The organism is Mucilaginibacter sp. UYP27 (assembly GCF_040547175.1).
Classification (GTDB): domain Bacteria; phylum Bacteroidota; class Bacteroidia; order Sphingobacteriales; family Sphingobacteriaceae; genus Mucilaginibacter.
The window spans coordinates 1,743,593-1,760,149 of sequence record NZ_JBEPPE010000001.1; the positions used below are offsets into that span (position 1 = coordinate 1,743,593).

Here is a 16,557-nt window from a genome sequence, read left to right on the forward strand (position 1 = left end):
TTGTGTGCACCATTATTACGCCTGTGGCATCAAAACATACCATCTCCTTCTTTGATAAGCTAAGTAAACAGGTAATTAGTATACAAGTAGCTGAATCATCAAATCTATTGCCTGATGCTGGATATTGGAACACTGCAACAAATCAAATATTGCTTGGTAAGGAGCGGTTTTTAGAATGGGTAGAATTGACAGGCCATTTAGAAAGGCAAATTGAGTTTATACTTAGGCTAGAAAAGGTTACTAGACCATTGATTGCTTAGTGATAGCTTAAGGAATAGAATGTCGAATAGTACCTTTTAAAAAAGAGGGCGAGAGTATTGATATATGCAAGTATTTCAAGTAACTAATGTAAACTATTTCACTTGCTAAATCAGTCTTATTTTCGTATCTTTATGTTAATAAACAGCTGGAAGATAGTATGTTATGAATAGCCGATTTGATAGTTTGTTGTTTCTTTCAGCTGTTTTTAGATTCCCTCTGCACATTAGATAATTGAAGTAAATATGAAACAATATAATTATAATGAACACCACAGAAACGCTAACAAACGCGCAATTATTTTTAACCACTAAGGCTACTACGAGATTATCAAACCTTTCAGATAGTGATGTTACAGACATAACATTACGCAGTTTTATCTATAATATCTTAGCGCCATTTGAGGCGTTAGCAATGTCCCGCGTACAACCTGAAAATGAAGATTTCAGAAACTTGATAGAGATTAATAATGTTATTTTCGAGGATGGTAAATGTTCTATTAAACAAGTAGCCTCACTAGTTAATTGCTTTGTGATGTTATTAATGTTGGGTCAAAGGCCTGAGAATATCAATCTCACACACGAAATAGCAGGACAAGTCACACAAAATATTTTAGATCATCTCTCTATATAAATAAAGAAGCTGCCATAGTGCAGCTTTTTTTGTTTAAAGCCTCTCTGTAGCCATTTTAAGTGCTGTTTACCCTAATTCTTTATAAGGTAGGCTTCGAAAAGTAACCTTTAAGAAAGAAGTCTGGTGATGTTCAACTGCGACAATTTAGGTTAAATACAAACATGCCCCTCCCCATTAAGCCGCCCCCCTGGGGCTTCAATATAAAGTTGCCTTTCCTATAGAAAAACACTTCTCTCAAAAATATTCTGAGTGTGTTTTAAACAGACCTGTAGCTCTGATTTGACCCCCTTACCTTGTCTCGAAGGGAAAAGCTATATATAGCGTGATGTTCGCACAGCCAGGCTGTCATGAACGCGCCACATATCTTCCCTTCGCAAGAGATGGTAAAGCATATCCCAAATTCCAAAGAATGCTGCCTAATCGCAATCCATTTGAAACTTTCCAAACCAATTTCACATCATTATCGACACTTAAAAACCCTCATAAACCCATGAAAGAGTACCATGAAGAGCCTGAAAAACCAATAACGACACCTACATTCACAAAAGTTAGACCTATCTCAAAACGATGGAGAAGAGTTAGTGACTTATCACACCCGAATAAGCTTAAACAAACCATTGATACAAGGATTATTCAATATGAACTGGTGCTTGAAAAAGTTAAGCAGCTATACGCAAACTCGGGTGAAGTTTGCTATGAACGTAACTTTAAAATTGATAATGAAAATCCTTTTACCATCTACAGTTTCCTAACGAAGACGTTTTGGTGGGATATTGAATGTGATCTGCTTTACGATATTAACGTTACCTATCAATTTGAGAACTGCCCACACGAGGGCGCTATAAGAGCGTTATTCCGTGAGTTTCACTTAGCCCAATACATTAGAGAGGTTACTAAACAACCAACGCTTGCAGCGTTCTATACAGCGGTATTGGCCTATCAAAAACCTCAATACATCCACACACTTTAAAACCTTAATATAATGAATAAAGCAGAATTAACTTTTGTTGAAGAGACGCCAGGCGATAGCGTTTATGTTTTAGTTCTATGGCCGTGGGTACAGGATCTAATGGAATACACTTGGTTCAGAAAAGAATGTTTGTTGCACAATGCATCCGACGACCAGGAATATCACGATTCGGCCTACTTCGTGCCCATCAAACGCATGCTTGAAGTGCAGGTTGGCGATATAAGCAATTATATGGGAGAGATTGAACCGCAAGGGTAAATCTATTCCAACCTTATTTCTTAAAGGTTACTGCGCCTAATTGCATTACAAACAACATTACAAATGCTTGGTGAGATTCACCAGGCATTTTTCATTTAAACACAATTCCAAACCAAATACATAATGAGAAAACTAAAAAACCAGTCACCTTACAATGAAGCAGTCGTGAAGGCATATCACAAAGTACTTAGAAAAGCAAAACAAATGCTTTGCACCATTGAGCAAGATGAGTTACGTTATACGCTTATAAGAAGTGATAACCCAACCAGCACCGGCTACATCGCCCATGAGTTTGTTAATCCGTTGCTTTATCTCAGATTAGAAGCAGAAAATGACAGTTCATTCTTTATCCATTTTGGAATAGAGCAAGTTCAAAACAATGAGCTTCTAAGCAATATTACATCGAGGTTTATCAGAGCACTCTACGCAGTTACAACAAAACAATCAGGAGCCATAAATATCGAAATGGCTATACGGACCGACTGGCTTCTCAATTCATGCTCTGATGCTTATGAATACATTGAAGAACGCAATAAATACCACGTATTTAAGCAACTCCCTTATAAAGCAAGTGGTGTTAAAAGAAAACAAATGAGAGCGGTTGCTTAACTATAGTAAGGGCTTCGGCTCTTACTTAAATGGCTCTTCCGGCAAGAAATCCTTAACAGAGCATTTGAAAATTACAGCAAGCTTGTTGAGATGGTTTAGGTTATACTTAGCAGGAAACTTGGAACTTTCAACCTGTCCAATGAACCCATCTGATAAATCTAATTGAACAGCGAGTTCTGATTGAGTAAGCTTGAAAGCTTCTCTTTTCTCCTTCACCTTGTTAATTACATAAGCTTCAATATCTGTTTTAAGATTCGCTGCCATCAACAACGAAAGAATAAAAACAAACCTTACATGTTACTTAGTTATAACTAAGTAAATTCTTAATTTAGCGTTGTAGTATGTCCGCTACAATGATTACGAACCTGTCAGTTAGGGCTGCTGATACCTTAAACTTATCACAATGCCAATTATGGATTTTAATTGCCCATCATGCGGAAAGGCATGGCGTGCATATGTAGATAAAAATATCTCTTTCGACTGTTCAAATTGCGGGCTTAGAATAAAACCTAATGAGAATGGAAAGATTGACATCGTCAACAACACAAAACCTTCTGCCCATACAGTCGCAACTGAGAAGGAAAGTTTAGGTACTGCGGGTATCGTCATTTTGATCTTCTTTGCAGTTTTAATAATATGTGGAATCGGCTCAATATATGAATGGAATCAAAAAAGGATAGCGAAGGCCGCCGCAATAACCACAAATAATTCTTACAAATCCCAAAATCCACAGCCAACGAACTCGCTGTCGAAACTACAAGATGAAAATGCGAACCAAAAACAAATGAATCCTGATGTAAACCCTACTTTTATTATCTATTCAGGTAACTGCACTTGTTACAAGAAAACAATTGAAAACAATAATACACGAATGCGATATACGCCGATTAGCGAAGGCTTTGGGAAGTTAGTAATAGGTTCAAATAAAAAGTCTTTTAAATTCTATTACAAAGACCAATTAGTGTTTTCAAAAAATGAATATGATTCGTATTTTGACGAAGAGGGTGGTCAAGGATTTACTAGTGATGGATCTGCCGATGCACATCGATTTATAGCTGAAAAGAAACTTGATATTGAGTACAATGGCTATCAGTTTGAAATCCTCAATTACAAGGAAAATTAACTACATTTACTTAAGGCCCTACTTTGGTAGGGTCTTTTATTTTGAATGAAATACAACCCAATTACAAAAGAATTGTACACAGATGCTAACGCATTTTTAAAAAAGCTGCACTGTCCATTGTCAAAGCAATGGGAAGAACTAAGCCAAACTGATTTATTAAAAGGTAAGATGTGCGATCATTGCCAAAGTACTGTTTATGATACGTCATTGTTCGAGGATGATGAATTGATAAGCCTAGTAAAAAGCAACGAGCACACTTGCCTAAAAGTCGACCTTAATCAAAGTAACCTAACCATCACATACAATACCAATGAACGATAAGAAGCTAAGAGTTATAAAAACTGCAAGAAGCGAGAAAGCGATTAACGATGCAGTTGCAAAAGGCTACTGGCCTTTAGTTAAGCCGGTAGTACCATCACCTAAAATCAAAAGCAAGTATGCAGTAGTGCAAGATAAAGTAACAGGCAAGATTAACGTTATACATGACTTAAGAGATGACAACTATATACTTGAAATTGAACCAACAGGTTTTTCAAATCCTTTTGGCGAAACAGATGATGCCAGTTTAGTTGCCAAAGAAGAGTCGCTAAATAATACTGTTATTCCTTTTACATTTTATTACCCTCATCATTTTGAATCGCCATTTGCTGCGTATCTAATACCTTCTGATATTGCTATAGGCGAAACGGTCATACTAAGTGACCTTATAGAAGATATTATTGAAACCAAATGGAATCAAGGAGATACATTTCGTTTGGCGAGCAGTGAAGCTACATGGGATGGTACCAATTTTAATTTATCTCCAAAGTCGTTTGATCGTATCGAAATGGTTGGTTGATGTTGGTCAATGATAATAAAGTAGCGTTCTGAAGAATCGTATTCAAATTTGATTAGATAAAGTGCAGTAGCAGATACAAGTAATATTGATATTGTGTCTGTTATTGTACAAGTCGATAGTAATAGCTGTACTATATAGAGTAATAAAATGGAAGTTGCTATTGAACCAATAATGATAGTGATAATACAGCTACAGAGTATAGAGCTTGTACAAGTTTTCAACAAGATGTTATAAAAGACGCTAATCATGCATAGTTGCTACTATTATCGTGTTTAAAAGTATTGATTAATATACTTGTACAAGTGTCAGTGACCGTGTAGCTTTGTTGTAACAAAAAACCCCAGGAGTACGAGTCCTGAGGTCTTAAGAAGGCCGGACGGAATTTTACCGTCGAATACTAGGTTAGTTCCCAGTACTGTTTCATCTATATCGGATAACCCCGTTATATTGGGGAGTTCCCTTTTTCACCAAGAGAGTAGGTTCTTACACTTTATCTCTTAGTAGTACCATTTACTATAATGGTAGCATTCATTCTTACGCGAAATTAACTTGTCTGTAAGAACTTGTAATTCAAAGATAGCGTAACAGGCCTTTGTATGTTAGTCTAAGTTTTTAACATCCCCTCTAAGTTGTCCACAATATGTTTTAATAAGACAATATTATTATGGCATGACAAAAAAATCAATCTGTTAAGAGACAAGCGGTTACCACATGTTGAAGCGTTAAATTGATAATCGGAAAATAAAAAACGGGTTGTCCTTGCAGGATATAAACACGTTGTTAACAGCCCTAAAGATTATAGTAATACCAACGGTAAAACCACTCAACCTGCATTTTAACAGGAAGAAAAGTCAACTTTTCGTAACTGATTAATTAACAAGACACCATGTGGAAAAAGAAACAATCCCGCTAAAAATAGACAGGAATTGAAACTTTACTGGCTCCGCGGACGTTCACACTGACTTATTTTTTCAGTTTGTCAACCAGTTCAAATTAAATGGTGACTGATTTAGCGCAATGCCTGGTATTTAGCGTAAGGTGTTCTCCCTATTAAACATGGCTCAGGTGAGCACCGCAATTAGCGCACAGTATTTCTGTACAGCGGCCATCAGCATGGGTTTCCCTTTTACGGCACCGGCTCTTTCGTCATCAAAATTCGGCCAGCCACAGTGCGATTTAAATTTTAATTCGGAAGTTTATAGTTAAATATTTTAGTGCTTACAGCGTAACACATTTTAGTGCTTACAGCGTAACACACTCGGCCTTGTTATTCAGCAACGCACTGGTAAACGGCCGCTCGGGACCTTTGTGTAGTATGATATGTTCTTCTTCGGATGTTAATTAACTATATGTGATTAAGAGTGCTAGCAGTATTGCAAACAGAACCATATTCAACCATTTCCTAAGAGTTGCTTAAGAGGGAATGGTTAAATCTGTTCTTTGCGCTCCGGGCCTTTCACACACCAGGAAGATAGGTGTTACGTTGCTCTAACCTCATCAAACCATCACGCCAAGCTTCGTTAAGCATCAATAAGCTTTTTCAAAGCACATTAACGCTTAACCGTCGATGCCGGCTTGTCATTCGATTTGATTTTCGGAGAGTCGCCACTTCACATTCGCTCTTGCTATCCTTTTAAACGCATCGCTGTAACTACGCTAAAGCTTTGTTTTCGCTCAACATTTAAAAGTCTATACGCTCATCATAATTTTAGCTCACCTGCATCTCGCAAAACGCTTCAATGCTGTCATGGCATTTGAGTTTGCCACTACACAGCCCACCAGGACAAATGCAACGCCAGCCTTTTGTGAAGCATTCTGTGAAGCCGCCTATCGGCTCTCCCTTCACAGACGTTTTGCTCTGTTCGCAGGTAGGTTCGCTAATAAGAACGATATTGTTATTTACTATTACCTATTGTAAAAAAATGCTTATATATGCAATATACTAAACCTAAATATCAAGTGAAATTAAACAGCTTTAAAGCTTCTGGCGTACATGGGTATCTAAATTTTAACGCCGTTTTCGACAGTAACTTAAATTTTTTAATCGGTAATAATGGATCAGGTAAAACAACTGCTGTAAGACTTATTCTAGGCCTGTTAAGTCCTAGTTGGTTTAATCTCACTCAAATAAAATACGATTTTGCTGAAGTTGTTTGCGAATCTGAATCGCAGATGATTGGCGTTAAAGCTGAATCTTTAGATGGAGATAAAGTAAGACTAACCCTTACTGTTGATAATAATGTTGACACAATTCTTCAAGGTACAATTAAAGGAATAAATATTCCTAAGGGTCAAATTGAAAATCTGAGTAGGTTCGAAAAAACCCAAATTGTAAATCGATATTCACGGTACGAAAGTCACTTTTTGGAATTAGATGTTGTTGAAAAAATCAGGAGTTTGATAACGCCGATATTTTTAGGACTTGATCGTAGAATACATATAGGTAGCGAAATAGATTTAATTAATTTTGACACATATACCCGTGATCGAGACTTTACTCAAAGTATTAAAGGTAATTTACATGAAAGCTTATTAGACGTCGAAAACCTTGTTAAGACTGCATTTTTAGATTATTCTCAAAAACAAGCCCAAATCTCATCCAAATTAAAGAATGAAATTATTTATTCATCATTTACAATTATCAAGGATGATGCATTTAATTTCCAAACTGATCATAACGTTGATTTGGAATCGAAGCAAATTCGAGTTACAGAGGCTTCAAAAAACATAGATGTAACCGGTTTAGAATCCAATATCAAAGATTATTTTATTGAATTAAAAAGAATTCAAAAAGAATTAAAGAAAGAGGTGAATAAGGACTTACTAAAAAAAACAAAGAGTAACTACTTAAATCTACTAAGACAATGGTTTATTAATTCTCCTCAACTTCAAAGAATAGATAGTATTATAAAACTATACGAAGACGCACAATCAAAAATTCAAGAAGCATATAAGATGTTTATAATTTTTGAAGATCTTATAAACGAGTTTTTCAAAGATAGCGGCAAAATTCTTGGCATAACGAAAAACGGAATAATTGAAGTTACTTTTCCGAATGGTGATCCATTTTCGATATTTGAATTATCTTCTGGAGAAAAACAAATCCTGGTGATGTTAGTACAACTTATCTTCGGCTCAAAACGTCAAGTATTTATAATCGACGAACCAGAGTTATCGTTACATCTTGGTTGGCAAGAAATTTTTGTGGCATCAATTCTGAAAGCAAGTCCAAACACCCAATTTATAATGGCTACACACTCACCAACTATAATTGGAGCTATTGAAAACGAGCAATTTTGTGTTGATTTACATAACGTGGAACTATGATGCTTAGATATACTAGCAAAGTACTTCCAACAATTTCTTTGTTTTTTAAATCTAAAAGCGAAATCGATGTTTTTATAGAGGATTCAAATGACGAAGAATTCTATAAATCTCTTTTGCATCGATTAGTAATAGAAAAGGTAAAAATTGATAAACTCATATCACTTGGCTGCAAACAACGAGTCATTGCAGCATGTGAAGCCGACCAAGACTACAGAAAGCGCAAAAGATTATACATTGTTGATGGAGACTTAGATTTGATATTTGACAACAATCGTAAAGATTTAAAACATCTTTTTGTTCTTGATCATTATTGTATAGAGAATTTACTTATTGACGAAGATGGTATAATCGAAACACTTCATGATTGCGTCATACTTGACAAGAAAAAAATTACTGCTTCTTTAGGTCTTGAAAAGTGGCTTAAAGGTATTGCTCACATCCTTGTAGAACTATTTTTACATTACTCCATTTGTCATGAATGCGTCCTTGGCACCAAAACAGTTTCAATTCCTGTAGCAACTTTATGTAAGCAAGATAAAGGCTTAACTGTATTAGATATTGCCAAAGTTGAAGGTTTAATAAACACTTTAAGAACCAATATTATTGCTAAAACAAGTGACGAATATTACAACGACACAATCTACACCCGTAGAAGTTTATGGCCTTCCAATATTGAATCCCTTATCAAAATTGTATCTGGCAAAGACTATTTATTACCTCTATTAGCCTTTCGATTTAAAAAATTAAAAGGCAAAGAAACTTACAATTTGAAGATGGAAACCTTACGTTTACGTCTTGCTAAAACAATCAATCTAAAAAAGCTACGCTTTCTCAAAAGTGCTTTAAATGAATAAAGAACAGATTATTTGTGAATAGCTTCGCATTAATTAAGCACTGGAAATTTACCAGTCACATCCTAACGTTACCCAACTTATATCGCTCATTAACATCATTCGCGACCTTCAGATGGTTTCGAAGACCCATTGGGTGAACTATGTATGCAAGCAATTTCAAATGGCCACAATGGACAATATTTTACACCTACACCTATATGTGATATGATGAGCGCAATGAGCATTGGTGATAATTCACGACCAGGTCAAACCATCTGCGACCCTGCTTGCGGTTCAGGTAGAATGTTACTTGCTGCTGCAAAGATAAACCGGCATATTCACTTTTATGGTGCAGACCTTGATATTACCTGCTGCAAAATGGCAATAGTAAACATTATGCTTAACTCTCTTACTGGAGAGATTGCTCACATAAATACGCTTAGCAATGAATTTTACAGAGGTTACAAGACAAATACAACTATTGTTAATGGCTATCATGTGCCATACTTTGTAGAATTTGCCAAGGCTGACGAAAGCTACATCTGCCTACATGATTTAAAAGGTACTGCCGCAAAACCTATATTTGATACACTATTCCAACCAGTTAGATTATTGCATCTGTTAATGGTATACAAGCCACACTGTTTTGAAGTGTGCAATGCTTTAACTACCTTCGAGCCAACTAAAAATTATCACATTTATGAAAAAAATTCTACTTAGCACTGTGGTGCTAATCGCTTTCTCATTGTCCATCGTTTTATTTCAAATCAGTTGTAAAAAGGATGCGGTTGCCGAAACTCCTACTTTAAGTGCGCCAATCGCAACTACGAACACTCTTGGATTAGTTAAACCGGATGGTACCACAATTAAAATTGATGCAACAGGTAAAATATCTGCTGTATCGACGAATTCACCAACATCTGCTGACATAGTGGTATACTCAAAACTTAACGCTACTAAAACAGAAATATGGAAAGTAAATATAGATGGTTCACAAAATCAGAAGATCAACATTGTGTTGCCAGCAGGTGTTGAGTTTAACGTAAACGATGGTGGTGCATTTAAACTAACGAAAGATGCTTCTAAGCTAATATTCCAAGCTAAGACAACGGTTACTGATAAAGGCTCACTTTACTCATGTAATATAGACGGTTCATCTGTTAAAAAGATTGTTGATGGACTTGATGAATTACAACTCGGAGACGCTAACTAATCGAACTTTCAACGCTTGGCTTAATCAGCCAGGCGTTTCTTGTTCAAATAAGGGTCGAGCCCTTCAATATCTTTAAATGCTTTGATCTGGAATATCTCATTAAGCAACGGACTGTAATACATCTCTACATAGAAATTGCTTACAGAGTAAAGTAATACCCTGTAGCCAAATCCTATACGCGTTTCAAGAAAAACACCGTTCCAAGTAATATCTGCTTGTTCAGCTTCATCTAAACTCTCAAATTCATCAGGTATCATTTTGTTCTATTCCTTTCTTAAACTAAGGTAAGCTAGCGATTAACAAAACAAAAATCATAGTCGAGAAAGTATAGGCTTGATTATTTTGTCTGTGAGGGCCTTTGCTAAGGCTTCTATCACTACAACTAATATGGCAACGATTACTACTGTTGGCAGTATAATCAACACAGGGGAATCGGTTTTAAAGAGCACCGAAAATTTGTTAATTAATGCAATTCCAACCCAGTTGTGTATCAAATAAATACTATAGCTCCACAAGCCTATTTTGGTAACGATGCCATTGGATAGAAAAGAGATTGCTTTCGGTTTGTAAACAAAAAGGAAAAACAGCCCTAAGAATGCAAGAATGAATATATCTTCTACAATATTTTGCCAAAAGACAAGCTGAACTACCACGAGCACAGCAACTATAAGATGATGTATAAGCTTCAAGGCGCGCTTTTCATATAGCATATATAAATACATACCTGCCGCAAAATAAACCATCAGTGTTGGGAATAAATACAATTCCAGCCAATAGTTAAGTTTAGTTTTTCCTAACGGTTGAATAGCAAAGTGCAGCGCTATAAGCACCGTTAAATAAATCAGCCAATTGTTAAAAAAGCTTTTTTTGTTAGTGAAGTAAAGGATTGAAGATATAGCGTAAAAGCTAACCTCAATAACCAAAGTCCATTCAACACTATCTAGGAAGTGAGTATTAATGCCAAAATAGCGGTTCCATATATAAGGTTGTGTAATGGTTAGCGACGGCAAAAAGGAAAAAATATCCGGGCGTAAGCCGTTGTATGGTATAATACTTAATGTTATAAATGTAATGATCGAGCAAATAAATAGTGTCGGCCATAGCCTTATAAATCGCTTAATGACAAACTGCTTAATGTTTTTCGTTTTTTCAAGCGTCATGAAAATTACAAAACCCGAAATGATAAAGAAACATTGTACTCCTAAGTGACCATACCTAATCAAAGCAATATGAACAAACCTTTCGTGAAAGGGGTAGAAATCCGTTCCCGTTTCGTTTGGCGTATAAGCCACGAAATAATGGCAGAGCATCACCCATAGTATGCAGATGCAACGAAAACCATCAAGTGTAGTAATTCTATCTTTTGGGAGTTCTTTAGGCGCGGTAGTTATTGACAATATTTTAGTTTATACCGACAAAATTAAAAATAATACCGCAGTTAGCGAATTACAATGTAGCTGTTAAATATTCAAAGTGCCTAGTAGACGATTGATTTGCAGATCAAATTAAAGGGGTCACTTACAATAATCTCAGGCTTACCTTTATAAAGAACTACCTTACCAATTGCACCGACTTCATCACAAGCCATCTTGTTATAGGCCTCAAGCGCATTACCTTTTAAAACAATAGTTAGTACTTGATTTGGGTAAGCAGCACTAATCATTAACGGGAGCGTTCTTAGCGTCTTAAGTTTAATGTAAGGTGCCGGCCAAGCCGATATTATCAGGATTAGTAACAACTATCTCTACTTTGCCTTTATATTCTATTACCTTACCGGTGACACATGCAGTCATTGAATTTAAACCTTCATATCTATTCTTGGCTTCCCCTTTAAGAACAACCGTAAGTAGTTGGTTAGGGTATTCAGCTCCAAGATTTAATAAAGTCATATTCTCAAAAACTTTGTAACCGTAAACTTTAGCACATACTAGAACTGTCTGACCAACGCACTTGTCAATATCCTTAATTTCAACACTTCTAATTATACGTTTAGTAGCATTAGTAGCTAATATTTTTGACTGTTTGTCTATGTTAACAGCTCCGTCAAGAGTGCCTACTACATCTTCAAAATTGTCGCCTTTAAAAACGTCGTTCAAAATACCAGCTAAACGGATTCCAGCCATCTCGATACGCTCGTGGACGATATTGATGTGTGATTCATAGTAGCTGTGATCAAGCTTATTATTTTGTGCAACTTCAGCATAAAGCTTCGTACTTATCTGATAACTTTCCCAAAGCCATTTCATTGGCTTATCAGCTTGCCATTGTTGAATTTGTTTTGAAGAGGCCTGGTCATAGTCAACAGCCATTCGAGTAAAATCGTCGCCTTCAGTGGCTATTAACTTACTATCCCAAAGCGAATGCAAATTTGTCCCTTTACCGTCATATTGAACTTGAATAGCGTTACCACCCTTATCTTCCTTTCGTGATACGTGCATCGGTTGATGTAAGTCACCAACAAAGTGAATTAAAAACTTCAATGCCTCTCGTTGTTTTTCAATTGAATTGTTTTGATGATTAAGAACATGAATTGCTTTTTGAATCGCAGAATAAACATTTTCGTTTTTTGACAGGGTAACCGAATCCGCGAAGGTCTTATAGCTTAAACCTAAAGGGACATTTAAGTAATGCCAGGATGAAGTATGTTTATAAGTTGGCTCTCTAAGCACTTGATCGGCCCAAGATGCTGCATCAGCCATTGTTGTATCACCAAGTAAAGCTTTTACTGCTGCCTTTGCTTGTGGTGTTAGGTGGTTGTATGCAATTGTTGCGACTGTTTTGTGGCCGACTACTCCCCAGGAAATCAAGAAAAGGGAAACGCAACTGATGATGCTTAAGGCAAGGTACTTTCTCATAAGACAAATGTAAATAAGCAACGTAAACAATAGGTTAACTATCGTAAGTTAGTTATAAAACAAAAACGCCAGGCTCCTCAGCTTGGCGTTTCTCATTTTTCCTTTCGCTTATGTTTTATAAGCCCAACAATTGCTTTTTCTTGGCATCGAATTCAGCTTGAGTTATTGCACCTGCATCTAGCAACGCTTTGTACTTTTTAATCTCATCTGCTGCGCTTACGGGTTGTGCCGCAATGGTGTTTTTCGACTTATATTCATCAGGTACTACGATCTCACCAGCGGCTATCGCATTCTCAACATCGACCTCATATCTTGTAAATCCTGAAAGTAAAACATAGTACATAAACCCTTTCTTTTCACTTCCTCTCTTTTGAAGCTTTGCTACTTTCATTAAGGAGCCCGATTTGCCTCTTGATAGTGCGTTAGCTTGATTAGCTAATCCTTGATATCCGGTTGTGGAGTAATAACTAAATAAGGAGGCCTGATTTATTCTTATAAACTTGAAATCGCCATCAGGCATCGTCCCTGTGCCAATTTTTAAATCTTGCCCTTTAATGATTTTGAATCCAGACGTTGTATACAGCGTATCTCCTTTGATCATCGGTAGTTCTTGAGAAAAGCAGGTAGTAACAGCGAATAATGCCGCTGAAAGCATTAGAAGTAGTTTTGTTTTCATGTAATTAAGGTTTAAGGTAACTCTATAATTAGAATTTGTACATTTCTTTTGAAAAACTAATTTACAAAATATACGATACCAAACTACATCTGATACTAATTAAAACCAGTTACTTTAAGAAGTTGGGAAATCTTAATCAACCGTCCGTTGTTGGAGAAAACAACATTCATCTACTCAGGATAGAATATAAGCCTCTTTCCTAAAAGGTACCGTTCCTGGCAGTTTCGAAGTCTAACTTTTAAAGAATAGGTTTATCTTAGCAATGTGAACCTACCCTACGAACCGGAATTACCTATAAATCTATTAGCTGCCAGTTTTAACAATACATCAGCTACCTATAAGTTTTACTGGTTTCTTTCCATATTAGAAAAAGTAGAGACAGGCATCACTACCATCGGTAAACGAGATTTGTTTATAAGTATGGTTGCCCATTCATGGTTTACAGTTAACTATTTTCATATTTCATTTGGTAAACAAGATCAGTTACAAAAAGCTGTCGAGAGGATCAAACTAATCGAGGGGTTGACAATAGACGCGAACCGACTTAAAATAATTAGCCGATTGTCGAGCACCACTCATAAGGACACGAATAAAGAATTGCAATACTTCAATGCAGAAGTGCCCCATCGCTTCCTGAGTCCTTGGTTCAAGGCCGACAATTCAAGTTTAGCATACACTCTTTCCCAATCTTTTACCAATAATTGTTTATATGCTTTGTATAGAGACCAGATAGAAATCAATCCGGCTTGGGTTACATACCTACAAAGGAATGCTCGTTTGTTAAAGGATTTTTGCTATTGGAACCTGGCAATGTATCTCCAATCAAAAAACCCTAACGTTCCCGACATACCCAATAAACTTTTTAAGTTACCTGTTCGGAAAGCACTAAATGAGCAACGCAAGAAGTACTGGGATATAGTAATTGAAGAACTCGGTAGCGTCGACTGTATTTATACAAACCGGGCATTGCATATAGGAGATTATGCTGTTGAGCACTTTGTGCCTTACGCATTCGTATCACATGATTTGATTTGGAATCTAATTCCTGCTGATAGGTCTTTCAATAGCACGAAAAGTGACAAGTTGCCTATTCTTGAAAGCCACTTCACACCGTTTTATAATCTTCAACAGAAAGCTGTAGAGGTCATAAGTTATAAACTTCCTAAAAGTAAATTTCTGCAAGACTACCTTACTATCTTTCCTGACCTTTCAACCGCGTACTTTAATAAAGAGAAGTTTTTTGAACAGATACAACCGCTGGTTACCATAGCTAGCAATAACGGCTTTGAATACTTGAGCCAAACGAACTTTAAGGGTAATTAAGGGCTTTAACTTACCGTGAATAAGAATCCGTCTTTTATAAGGGTTTATAGCCTTGGGCGCAATTCAAAATATTTCACTTAATAAACTCTTTATGATTTCTAAAGTAATTATCAATCAAGGTTTCCTCAATGTATATGATGAAGGCAATCAAGTGATATCTTCTATCGAAGTATCGAATTCAAAGGTTGTAGCATCAGCCCCGCATTTTTATGTACTAATCAACGAAAATAACAATTCAATCGAGGCCTATAATCCATTAAGTAAATTGATCTCGTCTATGTCAAAAGGTTCAAAAGTTGTGCTCGGTACCATTGAAAATACTATTATAATTAAGAACGATGTTTTCCTGGAAAGCTACGACCTAAACTTAATAAAGTTACACATCAACAACAGTGCTGCTGCGTTTAATAAGTTAACCAAAAGGGCTAAAACTAAAGTCAACATCAGTTTAAAACATCACCTTCAAGAAATTATTATATTAAAAGGCTTACTATCATCTCATCAACAATATGAACAGTTAGCGCGCTTAACTCCAATAACAACCGCTGTTGAAAACTTAATCGCGCTCTGCGAAAAGTAAACCATCAATATAATTTTAAGAAATCCAAACACATAAAACAAACCTTATATGTTAACTCAACAATTAGAAGCCCTTTACACAGAAAACGAAGCACGATTTGAATTAGTAAGAGAGACTCTGAAAGACCATGATATTCATGGTCCTTATCTAAGTTCGCCAACTGAACTATACTTACTAAAAGCCAACAAGCTGCTCATAATTGGCCAAGAAACTTATGGCTGGAAAAACCATCCTGACATTATTAGCCAAATGAAATCGTATGAAGAATTCCAAGTTGGCAAAACACATCCATCGCCGTTTTGGTCAGTAGCTAGAAAGATGGAAGAGGCTCTTGGTAATGCACGCTATTCATGTGCAGCACTGAATTTAAACAAATTTGACGTTCGGGGTGGCAGACCTAAGACGGAAGAGCAAATAGGCCCAATTCGTGAATTAGATGATATCATCATTGAAGAGATTAAAATTATTAACCCTACTATTTGTGTATTTTTCACGAGCCATAATTCTGATTATCGGTTGAAAAACCTTTACAGAGATCTTGAATTTATAGCTATCGATAGCTGGAATGTAAAAGAACTTTGTGTTCTCAGGCATCCGAATTTGCCAAAGTTTACGTTTCGTACATATCACCCTGGGTTTTTAAGAAGAAAGGGACTTGTAAACAAACTGGTTGATTCCGTTTTGTCGCAAGTAAGCTTATAAAAGGAGTTACGGACTTTAAGCCTCTCTTATCTAAAATAAGGGAGGCTATTTATAATAACGCCTACATTCCATTCCAAAAGGGTATAAGAGTATCTATTCTGTATAAAAAATGTGCGGAACCCACCACACATACATAATATAATCAATACTGGCAAGCAAAGTTAGCCAGTTAAGCCGCAAACGGTGGCCATTTCCCACTTACTCCCACAATCCAAGGTAGTATCAAAAAATTTAGAGCTTTCACGGCATAAACCCACGATGCCATTGCTCTACCCATTTATTCCATGTTCCTAAAAGTTATTTGCTCTCCACCTTGACCTTATTGCCTCTTACAGGCTGTCAGGCTGCCATAATTAATT

General features: G+C 36.3%; 20 protein-coding genes. 15 read left to right on the forward strand and 5 right to left on the reverse strand.

What is annotated here, in order from left to right:
• The first annotated feature begins 23 nt into the window (after positions 1 to 23).
• The 5 genes from ABIB39_RS07730 to ABIB39_RS07750 all read left to right on the forward strand — a co-directional run bounded on the left by ABIB39_RS07730 (position 24) and on the right by ABIB39_RS07750 (position 2,728).
• The gene (locus ABIB39_RS07730) at positions 24 to 260 is read left to right on the forward strand and encodes a hypothetical protein (protein ID WP_354428743.1); all 237 of its coding nucleotides are present in this window, start codon (positions 24 to 26) and stop codon (positions 258 to 260) included.
• Between the two features lie 262 nt (positions 261 to 522).
• Complete coding sequence (locus tag ABIB39_RS07735) at positions 523 to 891, forward strand: hypothetical protein (RefSeq protein ID WP_354428745.1); 369 nt, start codon at positions 523 to 525, stop codon at positions 889 to 891.
• 325 nt (positions 892 to 1,216) lie between these two features.
• On the forward strand, positions 1,217 to 1,861 hold the full coding sequence (locus tag ABIB39_RS07740; RefSeq protein WP_354428746.1) for a hypothetical protein: 645 nt from the start codon (positions 1,217 to 1,219) through the stop codon (positions 1,859 to 1,861).
• 12 nt (positions 1,862 to 1,873) lie between these two features.
• Positions 1,874 to 2,119: a hypothetical protein gene (locus ABIB39_RS07745; protein WP_354428748.1), complete on the forward strand. Its 246-nt coding sequence runs from the start codon at positions 1,874 to 1,876 to the stop codon at positions 2,117 to 2,119.
• Between the two features lie 123 nt (positions 2,120 to 2,242).
• Positions 2,243 to 2,728: a hypothetical protein gene (locus ABIB39_RS07750; RefSeq protein WP_354428750.1), complete on the forward strand. Its 486-nt coding sequence runs from the start codon at positions 2,243 to 2,245 to the stop codon at positions 2,726 to 2,728.
• 21 nt (positions 2,729 to 2,749) lie between these two features.
• Here ABIB39_RS07750 and ABIB39_RS07755 read toward each other — a convergent pair whose 3' ends face one another.
• Entirely contained in the window at positions 2,750 to 2,992 is a 243-nt protein-coding gene (locus tag ABIB39_RS07755) for a helix-turn-helix domain-containing protein (protein ID WP_354428752.1), read from the reverse strand.
• 139 nt (positions 2,993 to 3,131) lie between these two features.
• Between ABIB39_RS07755 and ABIB39_RS07760 the strand changes: the two genes are divergently transcribed.
• The 7 genes from ABIB39_RS07760 to ABIB39_RS07790 all read left to right on the forward strand — a co-directional run bounded on the left by ABIB39_RS07760 (position 3,132) and on the right by ABIB39_RS07790 (position 10,062).
• Entirely contained in the window at positions 3,132 to 3,851 is a 720-nt protein-coding gene (locus ABIB39_RS07760) for a hypothetical protein (protein WP_354428754.1), read from the forward strand.
• A 45-nt stretch (positions 3,852 to 3,896) separates the two neighbouring features.
• On the forward strand, positions 3,897 to 4,172 hold the full coding sequence (locus ABIB39_RS07765; protein ID WP_354428756.1) for a hypothetical protein: 276 nt from the start codon (positions 3,897 to 3,899) through the stop codon (positions 4,170 to 4,172).
• Complete coding sequence (locus ABIB39_RS07770) at positions 4,162 to 4,689, forward strand: hypothetical protein (protein WP_354428758.1); 528 nt, start codon at positions 4,162 to 4,164, stop codon at positions 4,687 to 4,689. Before ABIB39_RS07765 ends, ABIB39_RS07770 begins: the two co-directional genes overlap by 11 nt.
• Positions 4,690 to 6,621: 1,932 nt before the next feature.
• On the forward strand, positions 6,622 to 8,016 hold the full coding sequence (locus ABIB39_RS07775) for an AAA family ATPase (protein WP_354428760.1): 1,395 nt from the start codon (positions 6,622 to 6,624) through the stop codon (positions 8,014 to 8,016).
• Positions 8,013 to 8,870 carry a DUF4435 domain-containing protein gene (locus ABIB39_RS07780; protein WP_354428761.1) on the forward strand — a complete coding sequence of 286 codons (858 nt, stop codon included), beginning with the start codon at positions 8,013 to 8,015 and terminating at the stop codon, positions 8,868 to 8,870. Before ABIB39_RS07775 ends, ABIB39_RS07780 begins: the two co-directional genes overlap by 4 nt.
• Positions 8,871 to 9,014: 144 nt before the next feature.
• Positions 9,015 to 9,569, forward strand: coding sequence for an N-6 DNA methylase (locus ABIB39_RS07785; RefSeq protein WP_354428763.1), 555 nt, complete (start codon positions 9,015 to 9,017; stop codon positions 9,567 to 9,569).
• On the forward strand, positions 9,550 to 10,062 hold the full coding sequence (locus ABIB39_RS07790) for a hypothetical protein (RefSeq protein WP_354428765.1): 513 nt from the start codon (positions 9,550 to 9,552) through the stop codon (positions 10,060 to 10,062). The genes ABIB39_RS07785 and ABIB39_RS07790 overlap by 20 nt, the downstream gene beginning before the upstream one ends.
• A 20-nt stretch (positions 10,063 to 10,082) precedes the next feature.
• Here the strand turns inward: ABIB39_RS07790 and ABIB39_RS07795 are convergent, their stop codons facing one another.
• The 4 genes from ABIB39_RS07795 to ABIB39_RS07810 form a co-directional block, all read right to left on the reverse strand.
• A complete protein-coding gene (locus ABIB39_RS07795) occupies positions 10,083 to 10,319 on the reverse strand; it encodes a hypothetical protein (RefSeq protein ID WP_354428767.1) in 237 nt (78 codons plus the stop codon).
• 54 nt (positions 10,320 to 10,373) lie between these two features.
• Positions 10,374 to 11,459 carry an acyltransferase family protein gene (locus tag ABIB39_RS07800; protein ID WP_354428769.1) on the reverse strand — a complete coding sequence of 362 codons (1,086 nt, stop codon included), beginning with the start codon at positions 11,457 to 11,459 and terminating at the stop codon, positions 10,374 to 10,376.
• A 294-nt stretch (positions 11,460 to 11,753) separates the two neighbouring features.
• On the reverse strand, positions 11,754 to 12,917 hold the full coding sequence (locus tag ABIB39_RS07805; protein ID WP_354428771.1) for a S1/P1 nuclease: 1,164 nt from the start codon (positions 12,915 to 12,917) through the stop codon (positions 11,754 to 11,756).
• Between the two features lie 115 nt (positions 12,918 to 13,032).
• Positions 13,033 to 13,593 (reverse strand): SHOCT domain-containing protein, encoded by a 561-nt coding sequence (locus ABIB39_RS07810; protein WP_354428773.1) that lies wholly within the window; start codon positions 13,591 to 13,593, stop codon positions 13,033 to 13,035.
• A 264-nt stretch (positions 13,594 to 13,857) separates the two neighbouring features.
• Between ABIB39_RS07810 and ABIB39_RS07815 the strand changes: the two genes are divergently transcribed.
• From ABIB39_RS07815 to ABIB39_RS07825, 3 genes are all read left to right on the forward strand, one after another.
• Positions 13,858 to 14,916, forward strand: coding sequence for an HNH endonuclease domain-containing protein (locus ABIB39_RS07815; RefSeq protein ID WP_354428774.1), 1,059 nt, complete (start codon positions 13,858 to 13,860; stop codon positions 14,914 to 14,916).
• A 91-nt stretch (positions 14,917 to 15,007) separates the two neighbouring features.
• On the forward strand, positions 15,008 to 15,496 hold the full coding sequence (locus tag ABIB39_RS07820) for a hypothetical protein (RefSeq protein WP_354428775.1): 489 nt from the start codon (positions 15,008 to 15,010) through the stop codon (positions 15,494 to 15,496).
• Between the two features lie 48 nt (positions 15,497 to 15,544).
• Positions 15,545 to 16,198 (forward strand): hypothetical protein, encoded by a 654-nt coding sequence (locus tag ABIB39_RS07825; RefSeq protein ID WP_354428776.1) that lies wholly within the window; start codon positions 15,545 to 15,547, stop codon positions 16,196 to 16,198.
• Positions 16,199 to 16,557 lie beyond the last annotated feature (359 nt).